This is a genomic window from Thalassobacillus hwangdonensis, from assembly GCF_042675915.1.
GTDB lineage: Bacteria > Bacillota > Bacilli > Bacillales > Halobacillaceae > Thalassobacillus_A > Thalassobacillus_A hwangdonensis.
In genome coordinates this window covers 357332-372932 of the sequence record NZ_JBHTKL010000005.1, presented here as the reverse complement: position 1 = coordinate 372932, position 15601 = coordinate 357332, and the positions used below count along the sequence as shown (strand labels likewise).

The 15601-nt window shown below is 45.7% G+C and carries 16 protein-coding genes; 7 read left to right on the top strand and 9 right to left on the bottom strand.

Features of this window, described 5'->3' with window-relative positions; genetic code table 11:
• Positions 1 to 142: 142 nt before the first annotated feature.
• The 3 genes from ACFQ2J_RS11350 (at position 143) to ACFQ2J_RS11340 (ending at position 3016) form a co-directional block, all read left to right on the top strand.
• Positions 143 to 1198, top strand: a complete 1056-nt coding sequence (locus ACFQ2J_RS11350; protein ID WP_386060210.1) for a fatty acid desaturase — start codon at positions 143 to 145, stop codon at positions 1196 to 1198.
• 91 nt (positions 1199 to 1289) lie between these two features.
• Positions 1290 to 2417, top strand: coding sequence for a sensor histidine kinase (locus ACFQ2J_RS11345; RefSeq protein ID WP_386060207.1), 1128 nt, complete (start codon positions 1290 to 1292; stop codon positions 2415 to 2417).
• Positions 2414 to 3016 (top strand): response regulator, encoded by a 603-nt coding sequence (locus ACFQ2J_RS11340; protein WP_386060204.1) that lies wholly within the window; start codon positions 2414 to 2416, stop codon positions 3014 to 3016. The genes ACFQ2J_RS11345 and ACFQ2J_RS11340 overlap by 4 nt, the downstream gene beginning before the upstream one ends.
• Positions 3017 to 3047: 31 nt before the next feature.
• Here the strand turns inward: ACFQ2J_RS11340 and ACFQ2J_RS11335 are convergent, their stop codons facing one another.
• The gene (locus tag ACFQ2J_RS11335; protein ID WP_386060201.1) at positions 3048 to 4031 is read right to left on the bottom strand and encodes a hypothetical protein; all 984 of its coding nucleotides are present in this window, start codon (positions 4029 to 4031) and stop codon (positions 3048 to 3050) included.
• 96 nt (positions 4032 to 4127) lie between these two features.
• Positions 4128 to 5123 carry a helix-turn-helix transcriptional regulator gene (locus tag ACFQ2J_RS11330; protein ID WP_386060198.1) on the bottom strand — a complete coding sequence of 332 codons (996 nt, stop codon included), beginning with the start codon at positions 5121 to 5123 and terminating at the stop codon, positions 4128 to 4130.
• Positions 5124 to 5350: 227 nt separating this feature from the next.
• On the opposite strand from ACFQ2J_RS11330, the gene ACFQ2J_RS11325 reads away from it, so the two are divergent.
• The 3 genes from ACFQ2J_RS11325 (at position 5351) to ACFQ2J_RS11315 (ending at position 7184) form a co-directional block, all read left to right on the top strand.
• Positions 5351 to 6412: an NAD(P)/FAD-dependent oxidoreductase gene (locus tag ACFQ2J_RS11325; protein WP_386060195.1), complete on the top strand. Its 1062-nt coding sequence runs from the start codon at positions 5351 to 5353 to the stop codon at positions 6410 to 6412.
• 18 nt (positions 6413 to 6430) lie between these two features.
• Positions 6431 to 6757: a hypothetical protein gene (locus ACFQ2J_RS11320; RefSeq protein WP_386060192.1), complete on the top strand. Its 327-nt coding sequence runs from the start codon at positions 6431 to 6433 to the stop codon at positions 6755 to 6757.
• A gap of 250 nt (positions 6758 to 7007) precedes the next feature.
• Positions 7008 to 7184 (top strand): hypothetical protein, encoded by a 177-nt coding sequence (locus tag ACFQ2J_RS11315; RefSeq protein ID WP_386060189.1) that lies wholly within the window; start codon positions 7008 to 7010, stop codon positions 7182 to 7184.
• Between the two features lie 115 nt (positions 7185 to 7299).
• On the opposite strand, the gene ACFQ2J_RS11310 is transcribed toward ACFQ2J_RS11315, so the two are convergent.
• Positions 7300 to 7470, bottom strand: a complete 171-nt coding sequence (locus tag ACFQ2J_RS11310; protein WP_386060186.1) for a hypothetical protein — start codon at positions 7468 to 7470, stop codon at positions 7300 to 7302.
• 157 nt (positions 7471 to 7627) lie between these two features.
• On the opposite strand from ACFQ2J_RS11310, the gene ACFQ2J_RS11305 reads away from it, so the two are divergent.
• Positions 7628 to 8722 (top strand): hypothetical protein, encoded by a 1095-nt coding sequence (locus ACFQ2J_RS11305; RefSeq protein WP_386060184.1) that lies wholly within the window; start codon positions 7628 to 7630, stop codon positions 8720 to 8722.
• A gap of 137 nt (positions 8723 to 8859) precedes the next feature.
• On the opposite strand, the gene ACFQ2J_RS11300 is transcribed toward ACFQ2J_RS11305, so the two are convergent.
• The 6 genes from ACFQ2J_RS11300 to ACFQ2J_RS11275 form a co-directional block, all read right to left on the bottom strand.
• A complete protein-coding gene (locus ACFQ2J_RS11300; RefSeq protein WP_386060182.1) occupies positions 8860 to 10644 on the bottom strand; it encodes a S9 family peptidase in 1785 nt (594 codons plus the stop codon).
• A gap of 213 nt (positions 10645 to 10857) precedes the next feature.
• On the bottom strand, positions 10858 to 11826 hold the full coding sequence (locus ACFQ2J_RS11295; protein ID WP_386060179.1) for an ArsA family ATPase: 969 nt from the start codon (positions 11824 to 11826) through the stop codon (positions 10858 to 10860).
• A 23-nt stretch (positions 11827 to 11849) separates the two neighbouring features.
• A complete protein-coding gene (locus ACFQ2J_RS11290; RefSeq protein WP_386060177.1) occupies positions 11850 to 12113 on the bottom strand; it encodes a cory-CC-star protein in 264 nt (87 codons plus the stop codon).
• Complete coding sequence (locus tag ACFQ2J_RS11285) at positions 12106 to 12471, bottom strand: hypothetical protein (protein ID WP_386060175.1); 366 nt, start codon at positions 12469 to 12471, stop codon at positions 12106 to 12108. Before ACFQ2J_RS11285 ends, ACFQ2J_RS11290 begins: the two co-directional genes overlap by 8 nt.
• Before the next feature lie 63 nt (positions 12472 to 12534).
• Positions 12535 to 14271 carry a carbon starvation CstA family protein gene (locus ACFQ2J_RS11280; RefSeq protein WP_386060173.1) on the bottom strand — a complete coding sequence of 579 codons (1737 nt, stop codon included), beginning with the start codon at positions 14269 to 14271 and terminating at the stop codon, positions 12535 to 12537.
• Positions 14272 to 14435: 164 nt separating this feature from the next.
• A complete protein-coding gene (locus ACFQ2J_RS11275; RefSeq protein ID WP_386060170.1) occupies positions 14436 to 15554 on the bottom strand; it encodes a DEAD/DEAH box helicase in 1119 nt (372 codons plus the stop codon).
• Between the last annotated feature and the right edge of the window lie 47 nt (positions 15555 to 15601).

Here is a 15601-nt window from a genome sequence, read left to right as displayed (position 1 = left end):
ATAGGGTTCTCCTAAAGTTTCCCAGCAAATACATGACAAGTGTCATATATCTTTCCTGACGATTATGACTTCTTTAAAGGATGTATTTTTCTTATTCTAATTGTAGACATTAAAGCACACAGGAATGAGAGGACGGAATAGCATGAGTAGACAAAAACAAGCACAATTGAAAAAAACGGTCGCACCGTTTGAGACGTCCAATACAAAAGCAAGCATTATGCAGCTGATCAATACGATTCTGCCATTTCTAGGTTTATGGTTCTTGTCCTATGCAAGCCTATCGACCTCGGTGTGGTTAAGTATATTATTTTCAATGATTGCCGGCGGGTTCGTGATTCGAATCTTTATCATCTTCCACGACTGCACACACCAATCATTTTTCAAAAATAAAAAAGCGAACCGGATTATCGGAACGATTACAGGGATCATTACATTATTCCCTTTCGAACAATGGAAACGTGAGCATGCCATCCACCATGCGACAAGCGGAAACCTTGATAAACGTGGAACAGGCGACATCTGGATCATGACCATTGAGGAGTACCGAGAAGCTTCTTTCTGGGGCAGATTGTCTTACCGCCTATACCGTAACCCGATCGTCATGTTCGGATTGGGGCCAATTTACCTTTATTTAGTCAAAAATCGCTTCAACGTAAAAGGCGCAAAACGAAAAGAACGTATGAATACGTATTTGACGAATGTATCCATCGTCATTCTATACAGTTTTCTTATGTGGACACTAGGCTGGCAGGCATTTCTGATCATTCATCTGCCAATCCTGTATGTTGCAGGAATCCTTGGGATCTGGTTGTTCTACGTACAGCACCAATTTGAAGACTCTTATTTCGAAGAAGAGGATCAGTGGAGCTTTGTCAAAGCAGCTGTCGATGGTAGTTCCTACTATAAGCTGCCGAAGGTTCTGGCATGGATCTCTGGTAATATCGGATATCACCATGTACATCACTTGAGCCCAAGGGTGCCGAACTATCATTTAGAGCAGGCGCATGAACACACACCGCCGCTTCAGCACGCTACGACCATCACGCTGAAGTCAAGTCTGGAGTCGCTTCGCTTCCGACTTTATGACACGGATAAGAAGACATTCGTGAGCTTCAGAGAAGCAAAGCAGCGACTGAAAAAGCCACAAACTGAAAAAACGATAAGAACGAACGCTCAATTGGATTTACAAAAGAAATAGAAGGTGAGGCTGTCAGCTTGGCAGCCTCATTTTTTAACGCATAATTTGATATAATAAATGTACCTATAATCAGGAGATCGGGGAGTTCCTTATGCAGAAGTGGTATCATATCATTCCAAAAAACACCGGACTGAGCCTGTATGTTTGGCTCATCTTTTGCGGACTGCCGTTCTTTTTCATCTTCCGCTCGTCTTCTGTGGTTGAGATTTTCCTCGGCATCCTGCTTGTCTTGTTATTCTTTCTATCCTATCGACTTTCGTTCATTTCGAAGAGCTCGCTCGTCTATCTCTGGGTAAGCATCGATATGGTGATCAGCATCGTGATGACGATTTTCTTCGGCTATATTTATTTCGCATTATTTCTTGCCTTTTTCATCGGAAACGTGGAGCGGAAAGCTGGATTTGTTACGCTGTATATCGTGCATCTCGTAACCTCGATTGCTACGATCACACTCGGATTCTTCACGCACTTCAGCATGTTTTTTCCTCAGCTTCCGTTCATCATCATCAGCGTACTTGGGATCATCCTGTTGCCGTTCTCGATGTATTTCCGCAACAAACGATCGAAGCTTGAGGGACAACTTGCTGAAGCAAATAAACAGATTGCCGAGTTGAGGGTGACAGAAGAACGTGAACGGATTGCGCGCGATTTGCATGACACCCTCGGTCAGAAGCTGTCATTAATCGGATTGAAAAGTGATTTGGCAGGAAAATTGATTCGCGTTGACGGTGACAAGGCAAAAGCGGAACTGGATGACATCCGACAAACGGCGAGAACCGCACTGAATGAAGTCAGAGAAATGGTCTCTGATATGCGCGGTGCCAAATTGACCGATGAAATCATCCGAGTGAAGCAGATGCTGAGCGCAGCAGAGATCGAAGCTCACCTTGAAGGTAGCCCTGAGCTTCACCGTACGCCGTTACTTGCTGAAAATGTATTGAGCATGTGTCTGAAAGAAGCGATCAACAACGTGGTGAAGCATAGCAAGGCAACGAAATGTGAAATCGGGATTGGGGAATCCTCTGATGAAGTTCGGATAAAAGTCGAAGACAATGGGGTCGGAATTTCCAACTCCTATCAGGGAAATGGCCTTCAGGGTATGCGTGAGCGTCTGGAATTCGTCAATGGCAGCCTTGAGATTAATTCTTCTTCGACTGGAACGACTTTGCATATCCGAGTACCTGTCATTCAGCAAAAACAAAAGGAGGGATTGGTATGATACGCATCGTCATCGCAGAAGATCAGCGGATGCTGCTAGGAGCACTCGGTTCTTTGCTCGACCTGGAGGAAGACATGGAAGTGGTAGGAATGGCAAGGAATGGTGAGGAAGCAGTCGACCTCGTAAAGAAGCATCAACCTGATATCTGCATCATGGACATTGAAATGCCTTCTAAAACTGGCCTGGAAGCGGCTGAAGAGATGAAGGACGATCCCTGTAAAGTCATCATACTGACTACTTTCGCCCGTGCCGGTTACTTTGAACGTGCCCAAAAGGCTGGTGTACGAGGGTATTTGCTTAAGGACAGCCCAAGTGAAGACCTTGCTGAATCAATTCGTCAGATCATGGATGGAAGAAGAATCTATGCACCTGAACTGGTGGATATCATGTACGGTAAGGACGCCAATCCTCTTACTGAGAGGGAAGTTCAGGTAATTGAATTGATTGCCGAGGGAAAAACCACAAAGCAAATCTCCAATCAGCTTTATATCACTCCTGGTACGGTCAGGAATTATATTTCGATCATTCTCGATAAGCTTGATGTCAGCAATCGGATTGAGGCTATTGCGCGGTTCAAGGAGAAGGGCTGGTTTAAATAAGAGTGGGGGCCACTAGCCCCCAAAAGTCTCATTACTCAACTATGTCAGCTAGTATTCCAGGTAATGTGATTTCCCAACCAGCCTGCGATTGATAGGAATAGCTGCCATACACTTCTCCGTAGATAGTTACTTTGTCTCCTTCCACAAAATCAGTGTAACCATCATACTCTACAAACAGCACCTCATTTCCCCAGTCATCAAGAGCAAGACGTATTTGTGTGTAATTGTCCCCTTCCATGATCTGAATGATTTCACCTGTATAAGTGACATACTTTCCTGCATGGCGATCAGCATTTTTATCTAATTGCTTGAAATCTATTGTTTCAGCATCAGCCTTTTTTGCTTCCAGTTTAAATTGCTGGATTTCGTCTGAACTATACGCATTCTCAAGATTAATTTCTTTTTGTGCTATATTTTCGATAACATAGCCTTGCTCAGTCTCTTCAACGGTTCCATCGATTTCATATTTTTCTGTGAAGGCTTTAAACTCCCCGTACTTTTCCAGTAGATGCGTGTTATTATTTAAATCTTTGTTCACAGTCAGACTTGCAGCCAGCTGATACGTACCATTTTTTAAATATTCACGACCATCATACTCATCAACAAAGGTACCTAGAGATAATTCAAGTACTCCGCCTTCTACCACCGCACTTTGAGGAACACCGTTATAGTCGTAATCCTCTTCACCTTTCAATCCAAAATACACTTCCGTTGAATCTGGAAGACTAGTTTTTGCAACTATCTTAAACTCTTCTGAATCAGCTAAATATTCCGCTTGTTCAAATTCAAATACAATAGGATCTTTAACTACCTCTTCCTCTTCCTCCTCTTCAACTTCTTCCTTTTCAGTACCTTCCGGCTGCTTTTCTTTTTCCGTTTGTTTATTTCCTGCTTCTTCGGCCTTGGTTTCCGTTACAGCATCCTCTTCACCTGGGCTTGCTACTGCAATCACTACAATAATTGCCAGAACCCAGAACCACCATTTTTTAAATACGCTTTTCTTTGGTTTTGCCATTGTACCTCTCTCCTTTTTATTCGTTTCAAAACTGTAATCAAAGCTTATCACCGGACAAAAAACAGACCCTCACACTTTTGGGTGAGGGTCTGTCGCTTAGTGATAAAGCTTATATAATTTTTCTGCTTCCTGTTTCATTTTTTCTTTCAGTTCAAGTGGGCCGATCACTTCAGCATTACTGCCCCATGTCAACAGCCACCCGACAAGGCCGGTGCTGATGACAGCTTTCGTCTTGAGCGTGAATCGTCCATCCTTCCCTTCTTTGATAGGGACTTTTTCTCCGAATCGGTCGATGATGACATTGATCAGTTCATCCGCGAACTTGATTTCGATCCACTTTTCTTCCCCGGTGAACATATTGAACAGGTGATGGGTGTACTGGGTGACATCGAAATCTTCTTTTTGTTTGAAGGGATCGTCAAGCACTTGTACTTTCACAAGTCGGTCTACACGGTAGTGCCGCAACTCTTCAAACTCCGGCGACCATCCGATCAAATAATAATAGTCCCTGTTCCATACAAGTGCGTATGGATGAAGTGTGTACGTCTTCCCTTCCCTACTCAGGACGAATTCCTTTTTCATATTGTACCGACCGTATTGGAAGCGGATCGTCTTCGCATCATTGATTGCATTGTGGAGATTATAGATGACGTATTTCACTTTATCCGACTGACTATGCGCAGTTTCATTGATATGTATCTGGTTTTCAAGTTTTGCTGCCAACGGTTCACTTGTCAGCTGTTTGATTTTTTCGATCAGACGTTCCTTTTCTTTCATTGTGATGAACCTGGCAGATACGACCGCATCACTCAAGAGACGGAGCTCCTGGATTTCGAACAGGCGGTTCTGGAAGCTGTAGTATTTCGGTTTTCCGTTCATTTCCTGATTCACAATCAAATCGATGACTTCTGAATCCTCAAATGTCGCCAGGTCTTCCTTGATCAGCCGTTTGGAGAAGTCGTAACTCTGGTCGAATTCCTCATTCAGGAGATCGATGATTTCCGCTAACGCCAGTTCATTCTCTTCATCCGTGTACTTTTCCAGCAACTGCTTCAGTACGAGAACACGTTCCCTTGTGGAAAGTTTACTCATCAACGTATCTTCCTTTCTTTTTCCATTCCTATAGTATCATTTTACTTGGTATGGATTTTTTCACAACGGCTAGAGGTGAATTATGCAAAATTATCCTGCCATTCACTTGATATCTCTAGTTTTCTCCCCTCTTTTTTGGTAGTCTTGATTACAGAAAGCGTTTACGTTTATATTCGTTCCATTCACCTAATGGACAAACATACTGCATACGGAAAAGGTGGTCACCTATGAAAAAATTAGTGTTGCTTGGTGGGGGTTATGGTGGCATCAACATTCTATCGAACATGCTTGATGGCGGTCTTCCTGAAGATGTTCACATTACAGTGGTGGACAGAAACCCATACCACTCGTTAAAAACCGAATTTTACTCGATTGCTGCAGGTACTGCTGCGGATAAAGATGTACGGATCGATTACCCGGAACACGATCAGCTCGACTATGCATTTGGCGAAGTTGAAAAGATCGACGTGGAGACTCAGCAGATCCACATCCGCGAGATCAGTGAGCCTGTAACCTATGATTATCTCGTCATCGGACTTGGATGCGAAGATAATTACCACGGGATTCAGGGAGCGGACCAATACACCGAGAGCGTGCAGACGTTCACGAAAGCCAGAAGGACCGGCCTTGCGGTAGGTAACTTGAAGGCTTACGGAAAAGTGTCCGTCGTCGGTGCCGGACTAAGCGGAATTGAAGTGGCATCTGAAATCAGAGAAAGCCGCTCCGATTTGAACATTCGTCTGCTCGACCGCGGCGACACCGTCCTGAAACCTTTTGATAAAAAGATCCAGGAGTACGTCGAGGATTGGTTCAAGAAAAATGATGTAGAAGTTCTGCACGGTGCCAATGTGGAATACGTTGAAAAAGATGGCGTATGTAACAATGGTGTATGCTATGTCAACGATGTAACCATCTGGACTGCCGGTGTACGCCCAAATTTCCTCGTGCGTGAACTTCCTTTTGACAAAGATAATCAGGAAAAAATCGTCGTGAACGAGTTCTATCAGGTTCCGGCGCAGCCACATGTATATGTGGTTGGAGATTGTGCGGCTTCTGAACATTCCCCAAGTGCACAGCTGGCCGGCCAGCAAGGTGAACAAATCGCAGCAATACTGCTTGCTGTTCTTCGTGGGGAAGAACCGAAACCACCGAAGGAAATCAAGCTGAAGGGTACGCTCGGCTCTCTTGGTAAAACCGATGGATTCGGAAATATGATGCAGAAACCGATGACTGGTCTTCTGCCTCGCCTTGCTAAATCGGGAGTGCTTTGGAGAAGCAAACGTCATTGATGACGAAGGGGGAAACGGATGCAGCGCCCTGTCTATTGCGATAAGTGTCTCAAAGAAATCGAGTACAGAGATGACCTTGTGACCGTGCTGATTTTGTGGGTGGTTGCTCCTTATCACGGAGACTGCTACGTGCGGGAAATGAAAGGCGCCAGAGGCTTTTTCCTCGGTGACCATCCATTGAACAGTTTTTCTGGGAATGTTTTATTTTGGATGGCCATCGTTGCTACGATTCTTTTTGCGATATTCGGAGATGGGCTTGCTAAATATGCAGGATTGCTTGCGGTGGTGCCTGTCTCCTATCGCGCCTTTTCCTACTTCGTGTATGAACGACAGCTTCAAAAATAAAGCTTGATCCATGACTGGTAAGTAGTTCCGTTTCCAAGGAGAAACACTGCATAGCAATAGCACCCCGAATAACGACTTGACAATGGATATTGTCATGGAACGAAACGGGGTGCTATTTTACTTGTTATTTAAGATTCGATTTTATACTATTCAAAGAAAAAATAGATATTCGACTAGAAAATAAGCGATTAATAACAGGCAGGTATAAATGATGTTACATTGTTGGTAACGAACGAGAGGGGGAATAATGTTGGAATGGCTATGGTTGCCGTTAATTGTTGCATTTTCTCTAACTTATTATGCTCATAAGAATAAATTAAATCATAAAGAAAAATTAAGAGAAATTGACTTGAAAGAGAAACAAATTGAGTTAGAAATGCTGAAAGAAAGAAACGGCTCAAACACAGATAAAAAAGGTATTACATAAGTTCCTAAAAACTATATCACATTCAAAAGCCAAAAAGGCTTGGGGATATCCCAAGCTTTTTTTTGGTGTGTTAATTGTATAGTTAGTTAGCTTGCTATATACTTCTCGGAAACAATCAAGCTTTTTTCTTTGGTTCTGATGTATCTTCATATGCTTCCGTTTCCCATTTATCCAGTTGACGCTCCATTGCATTGGGTTGTCCAAAGTTCCTGAGGCCATTTCCGATAAAATATCCCGCTAATGCAATGCCGGCCGCTAACACTACCATATTGATATCCAATTCCATTCTTCCCACCTCCGTTAAGCTTATTTTTCCTACATGTTACATATAGTGTAATGGATAACTCTGAACCATTAAAGATAATTCACCTAAAATGGTCTAATGCATACGTTGCTGTATAGGCAATGTACATCGTTTATCATTTTCAGGGGAGAGGATACGTGTGACTGGACGGTTGCATCAGTATTTTGCAGGAGATCATACTGCTAAAGGGTTTCGGGCGTTATATCAATCGAATTTCCAGGGGTTGGACCGTGTATTTGTGTTGAACGGTTCCTCGAATGCTGTAAAAGGTGCATTAATCAAGAAGCTTGCCAACAAGTGGCGGAATAAAGGGTTCGACGTGGAACTGGTTCATTGCTCCACCGATCAGGACAGCATGGACGCCCTGGTCATTCCGCAATTGAAGGTTGGGGTATATGGCGCTGAAGAAGACTTTCGGGCAGCCGGTTCCTCAATCGATTATATTTATACAGACCGTGCTTTGGATACGAGCCTGGTCGAATCGTACCAACGTGATAGAAAGGTGTACCAGGAAGAACTTGCCGCGCTGTATGAAGCTGCGCATGAATCCTTTGCTACCGGACTTCACATCCACGATGGACTTGAAGAGATTTATATCAATAAAATGGACTTCAAAAAAGCGGACCAGGTCGCTGAGGAACTGATCGATACATTGTATGGGGATATGGATCAGCTCGAGAAATCTGCGACAGTGAAGCATCGATTCTTTGGCGCGTCCACTCCAGCAGGGGTTGTCGACTATATACCGAATTTAACGGATGACTTGAAGAAGCGATACTTCATCAAGGGGCGGGCAGGAACCGGAAAATCGACGTTGCTGAAAAAGATAGCAGCAGCAGGAGAAGCATTGGGGCTGGATGTGGAAATCTATCATTGCGGCTTCGATCCCGATAGTCTCGACATGGTAGTTGTACGGGAACTCGGCTTCTGTATTTTTGACAGCACAGATCCCCATGAATATTTCCCGGATAAAGACTCGGATGAAGTGGTAGATTTATATGAACGTACGGTTGAGCCCGATACAGATGAACGGTATGATACCGCGATAAAGATACTGAATCGCAGCTACAAGTATCATATGAAAAAAGGTGTCGGGTATTTGCATGAGGCTAAGATGATGATGGATGAATTCGAAGGACAATACAGTGATGCGATCGACTTCGCCAAGCTAGGAATTGTCTACGAAACCATCGATGACGCCATCCTTCATCACGCCGCCGCAGCGGAACAGTAACGCGCTGAGGGACAGTCCCCACACCGTTTAACGCGGTGAAGCACGTGGGGACAGTCCCTCATTGCGGTAGTGCACTAAAGGAAGAGGTCAAATCAAAAGGGGGATCGCTCTTGAATGAGCGATTCCCCTTGTTTTGCTTATAGATAGCGGTCGAAGAATTCCAGTACTTTTCGGTAGACCATGATTTCGTTTTCTTTTTTGGCAAAGCCGTGCCCTTCATCTTCCATGACGATATAGTCGACTTTCCGCCCTTTTTCTCTCAAAGCTTCTACGACTTGATCGGATTCTGCCTGGACGACCCGTGGATCCTTCGCACCCTGGATGACAAGCATCGGCTTTGTCATCGTATCCAGGTAGTTAATCGGAGAGTCCTCTTCCAGTTTCTCCTTATCCTCAACAGGGTCACCAACGAACTGTGCCATTGCCGGCTTCCAATGTTCCGGTACAGAGTCGATGAAGCTGAACAGGTTACACGGACCGAAGATATCCACGACAGCCTTGAAGTAATCTGCGTGCCTTCCGTGGAGAAGCAGCGCCATATAGCCGCCATAGCTCCCTCCCATCAGGAAGATTTTATCCCTTTCTGCATACCCCTGTTCAATCAGCCATTCCAATCCCTCGATATTATCGAGACGAGGCCCGTGTCCCCAGTCGCCTTCTATCATTTTCGTGTACGCACGACCATAACCTGTCGACCCGCGGAAGTTCGGTGCAAATAACGTGTAGCCCCGATGGACAAGCAACGAGAACAATGCACGGAATGTCTCACGTTCCGCATACTGCGGCCCACCGTGCGGCCAAAGAATGGTATGGCCGTTATCTTTTTCAGAATCGGGACGGAAAAGCATGGCTTCGATCGTCAGTCCATCGAATGAATCATAGTGGACAATCTCCGGTTCTACTAATTCTTCACGGCTCACACCAGGCACGCCGTAGTTGGTCAAAGCAGTCCACTCTGCCCCTTTTGCAAACTTATAGATATTCGTAGGAACAGTAGATGATGTCCCCATCATGTAGAGGTTGCCAGTTTCAGTGACTTTCAGCTCATGAATGACACTAACCGGCGTTTCCATAGTGTCCATCCCACCTTTGGACAAGTCATAGCGGAAAAGGGTATCCTTCACCCCTTTTTGACTGACGATGTACAAGGAGTGGCTTGATCGATCGAACTTCAGCTGGGAGAACTCCTCATGGTCCAATTCCATCACCTTCTGGAACTCTCTTGTTTCCAGGTCGAAATGTGCGAGATACGTAAAGTCAGCTTCATAGTTTGTGAGAAGGTAAATATCCGTTTCGCTTACATAAACGGCATCCGATACAGTATGTTGCGGCTCAGCAGCAGGGGTGAGCAGAACCTCCTCTTCCCCAGCTTTCACGTAACTTAAGGTGTATGTATTGGAGAACGCTTTATGGAACAAGAAACTCTTCTCTTCAGGACTTTTACATAGCAGGATCGACATGGCGTCTTTTCCATGGAGGACAGTCTCTTCTTCCCCACTCTCCAGGTTGTAGCAATAGCTTTTCAGGTACGTGGCATCCTCTTTAGTGGAAGTATAGTAGAGTCGTTTGCCATCATCCGAGAGGACTGGATTGATATGGCGATGTCCTTCCGACTGTCTGACGGGCTTCAGGGCTCCACCTCTTGGAGGGATAGCGTAGATCTGGCCGTTTTCATCCCCGTCTTCGTCAATGACTGCCAACAGGAAATTTCCGTTCTTATCATAGGTGATCTGCTCACAGCTCTGATTTTGGGAGGTCAGTGGATATGGGAAAGTGTTCGGAAGATCCATCCCCCATAAATTATACTTTCCGTTTATGTTCGTGCTGAAAGCAAGCTGTGACTCATCAGGGCTGATCGTGAAGGATTGGATTCCAAAGGTTTGAAAAAACTGTTCGACATCCGGCTTCGGGAAGTTCAACATCATATATTCCTCCTGGAAATAATTTTGTCTTCTACCTATCATTATTCGACACCACGCATCATTTTCCTTTATATGGGTAACGGTCTGCGTGATACTTTAAGTCTATGCCAAAGTATTGCCACTCACGACCGCATTCCGAACGAAAAAAACTCCGCCCAGAGACGGAGACACGCTTTAGCACAGCACAGTGGTGAGGGACTGTCCCCACATTGTTTAACGCGGTGAAGGGTGTGGGGACTGTCCCCCTATGAGCTGTTGGCGGAGGTGGTGTGAAAATACTTTCAGCTTCTCCATGTCAGAGACGTCTTCTTCAAACAAAGGAACCTGTGCCAGCTGCTGGTTGTGGAAACGCTGGTTGATTTCTTCCAAATAGGCTTGCTCCTGATGTCGGCGTTTTTGCAGAAAGTCTCCATCTGCATGCGGTGGCAATACTTTATTCACGATCAAAGTCCGGATATGCAGGTCGTGCTTCGCGAGCTGTTCGATTGCCTGGCTCGTCTCCAAAATCGGCAGACGCTCAGGAATCAGTACGAACATAAAGGCTGTCTGCTTTGAATCCATGATGATTTCCCGGACGGAAGCGAACTTCTCTTTTCTTTTTTGCAGAATAGCGTAAATCGGATCATCAACAGGATCACCGTCGTTGAGCAGTTCACTGTAATTCGCATTGATTTTCTTACGTCGATCCAGCATTCCGTCAATCCAAACTCCCATCAGCTCAGGCAGACTCAACAACCGGACAGTATGACCTGTCGGTGCCGTATCAAAAACGATTTTGTCATAATGCTCGGATTCCTCCAAAATGATCGAAATCAGCCGGTCGAACAGCGCTGCCTCATCCGCTCCAGGTGAGGCACTTGCCATATCGATCTGCCGATGGACTTCTTCGACCATCTTCGATTTCACCAGTCCCTCGAGGTTCTCTTTCACCCCTTTGATGTAACGCTTCGACTCCCGTGCAGGGTCCACCTCAATTCCCCAGAGATTTTCCTGCAGCTTCGTCTTCTCATGATTCAGCTTATGGTGAAAAATATCACCTAAGTTATGGGCAGGATCGGTAGAGACAACCAGTGTCCGATAGCCTTCTTCCGCATATGCTAGGGCGATTGCGGCGGACGATGTGGATTTTCCGACTCCCCCTTTTCCACCGACAAAAATAATTTTACTAGTTGAAACGTCCATTTCATCACCCTCCTCTTCTAAAATCAGCAGCAGCGGATGCCATCGAGTGGAGATTTCTCCATTCCCATCCGCAGGTGCCAGTCATGGAATTTTTCAATGATATATGGGTAGAGCTCTAGTGTGTAATAGAATGCAGGATTTGGAATGCCGAGCATGTCCGAATAGACGAGCAGCAGGAAGAGGTCATCCTCATCGCGCAGTTCCCGGGCAATTTCCTGCTTATGCGGTAGGCTCAGCACTTCATCATACAGTTCGACCAGTCGTTTAAAGGAAAACTTCTTATCCATCGAAAACCTCCCTTTCCTCGTTGGATGTCAATCTCCCATTCATAAAAATGGCATCGTATTTCATATCCATCAGCACGTGCCGTAGCGCCCGCCAGGCCGTTACATTCCCCCGCTTTACCTGAATCCCGAAATACATGAGAATCGCTAGGGTATTCCTAGGGTCGATAAACGTGATGTCCACCTTTTCCCCGTACAGATCTGTCATAGAACGATACCATTCTCCTAGACGAAGACGACTATCATCGTGATGGGCGAACTCGTTCTCCATATTGATCAGCCCGTCACGGTCCCCACATAATCCACCACAGCAGCCCATGCCGATTTCCTTTTCCGGACGTAGAACGATGATCTCTACCATGGCTGTCGCTCCTTTCAAAAAAGAGAGCCGCACTTTTGTAAGTGCGACCCCCTTCTGAAATTGTCAGGCACTCTTCTCAATCGAATCGTCGTCTTTTTTCCCAAGAGCGGATGCAGCTGTAATCAAAATCCATAGTGCAAAGACGAGAATGATCGCGCCGAAGCTGAACAGTAGCCAGTCACTTCCTTCATTCCATGGCGCCCATTCATTGAATACCTGGACAATCATCGCCCATAGAGTCATGAACATGAGGAAGACCATCGGGATGACGGCCGGCAAGTAATTCCGTCCAAGACGCTTCAGCCATATCGAAATGAGCAGCAAGCTGATTCCCGCCAGCAGCTGGTTGGATGTTCCGAATAATGGCCATAGTAAGTAACCACCGGATCCGAAACCTTTCGGACCTTGTGGAATCAAAGTCAATGCTGCAGACGATACGACAGCGACGGTTGTCGCCACATGCATTTTCGTAAGTGGTGTCACTTTATATTCCGTTCCGAGTTCAGAAATGATGTAGCGCATCAAACGAACCGACGAGTCAAGTGTAGTAGCAGCAAAACTGACCACGATCACCGACACAATCGTAGCAGCGACAGATGCCGGGATGCCAAGGCCTGAAGCGAGTGCCGCTGCACCTTGTATGAAGACACCGAGACCTGCACTACTTGCCTCAGCGAAGCCACTATACGTAGCCGTGAATTCCTGTGCAGTCGGGAAAAACGTGACGACGGCGATGATGGCAATCAAAGCGAGCGCTCCTTCACCGACAGATCCTAGATAACCGACAAAACGGGCATCGGTTTCTTTATCCAACTGTTTGGATGATGTTCCGGAAGATACGAGTCCATGGAAACCTGAGATTGCACCACAGGCAATCGTAATGAACAACAGCGGGAACCAGGAGGTGTCCGCGGAACCATTCGTCACAGGAGCAGTGATTTCCGGGTTGGTGACAAGTAACCCGAGGTACAATAAACCAAGTCCTACGATCAATTGATGGGAATTGATGTAATCACGCGGCTGGAGCAATTTCCAAACAGGCAATGTCGATGCGATATATACATATACCATCAGCACGATGATCCAGACGAAGAATGCCATCGACGTCGAACTCATACCGAATAAAGTCGTCGCACCTTCACCACCGAAGTAACGGACAAGATCGATTTGCAAGGCAGGAACGTAACTTGCTACGACGGCAGCCAAGTACATGACGGCCAGTGCCACCAATGACGGAAGCAGCATATTCCCTTTTTTCTTGTAGACACTGTAGCCAATCCATATTGCCAAAGGAATCTGGATGAATACGGACAAGACACTTGCCGGGAATGAAATGAACAAGTTGGCGATAACCCAGGCGAATACAGCGTTTACCATCAATACCAGTAACAAAATGATGAAAAGGAAAAGGATTTTTGCCCTTTGGCCAATCAGCTTATTAGCAAGTGTGCCGACAGATTGTCCTTTATTACGGACGGATAAAACCAATGTCCCGAAGTCATGGACACCTGCTGCGAACACTGTACCGAGCAGCACCCAAAGCACTGCGGGCAGCCAGCCCCAGTAGACAGCGATCGCAGGTCCTACAATCGGAGCCGCCCCAGCGACGGATGTAAAATGATGCCCCCAAAGGACAAATTTGTTCGTCGGTACGAAATCTACCCCGTCTTTATACTTGTGTGCGGGTGTAACATAGTTTGGATCGAGCCGATAGATCTTTTCAGCAATGAACTTAGAATAATACCTGTACCCTAAAAAGAAGATCAGACCACCAATGACAGCCAGCCATATCCCACTCATGGAACTCCTCCTATTCGAGCTTTATTATATGTATGCGCTTACATATTGCTCGTATTATACTATAGCTATTCCATCGGCTTCAAGGTAATTACCAGAATTATTATAATATTGAAATAATTCAAGATTAAAAAAGACCCCGGTCTCTTTTACCGAGGTCTAAACATTTATTTCAACGTGCCGCCATGTATTCTCTTTTCTGTAATTGGAAGGTCCAGTTCTTCGCTCATTTTTTCGAGAAAACTCAGCTGTTGTTTGTTGACGAGGGAGATAACGGTCCCTTCTGCTCCCATTCTGCCAGTACGACCCGAGCGGTGAATGTACTGCTTAGCATCAGACGGAAAATCGTAGTGGATGACGTGAGTGACATCCGTAATATCAAGGCCACGGGCTGCCACATCGGTCGTCAGCAGTAATGGAACTTTTCCTGCACGGAAGCTGTCGAGAGACTGTTTACGGGCGATTTTTTTCGATTCGCCTGCGAGCACTTCGAGTTCGACCCCTTTGTAACTCAGCTTGTCCGCAGCTTCAGCAAGCTTATCCACCTGATTGAAAAAGACGAGCGCTTTGATGCCATTGAAATGTGCAATGCTTCTTAGCGCCTCGATTTTATCTCGGGCTTCACTGAACACGAAGGTGTGCTCTACCTTCATCTGGTCGAGGGAGTCTTCCATTTTCACGAGTTCATACTCGTTCAGCATTTCCTCAGCAACATCTTCCGTTTCATCGGATAAAGTCGCGGAAAAGAAAAGCGTCTGACGTTCTTTCATCATTGGCTTGACGATTTCTTCCACTTCGTGCAGATGCTCTGCCGCAATCATCAAATCGAACTCATCGACGATGACGGTTTTCACCTCGTGGACTTTCAACTTTTTCATTTTCATCAGTTCGACGATTCGGCCGGTCGTGCCGACGATGATATGCGGTTTCTTTTTCAGTTTTTCGACTTGGCGTTTGACATTGGCACCACCGATGAACGCTGCGCTTTTAATATCAGATCCTTTTGTCCATTTCTGGATTTCCTGATGGATCTGCATGACAAGCTCGCGTGATGGTGCGAGAATGACTGTTTGAGCCTGTTTGCGGCTTGGGTCGATCGTATCGATGACCGGCAGCAGATAAGCAAGGGTTTTTCCTGTACCTGTAGGAGATTCGCACACAAGGTCCTTCCCGCTCTGGATGATTGGAATGGCGCGCTCCTGTACAGGCGTAAGCGCCTCGAATCCTGCGTCCTGCCAGTTTTTATGAATGAATGGAGATTGGATTAGCTTTGAAATATCAGACATGATCGGTTCCTTTCTTCAATCCGGATTAGTGATTACACTTCATTTTA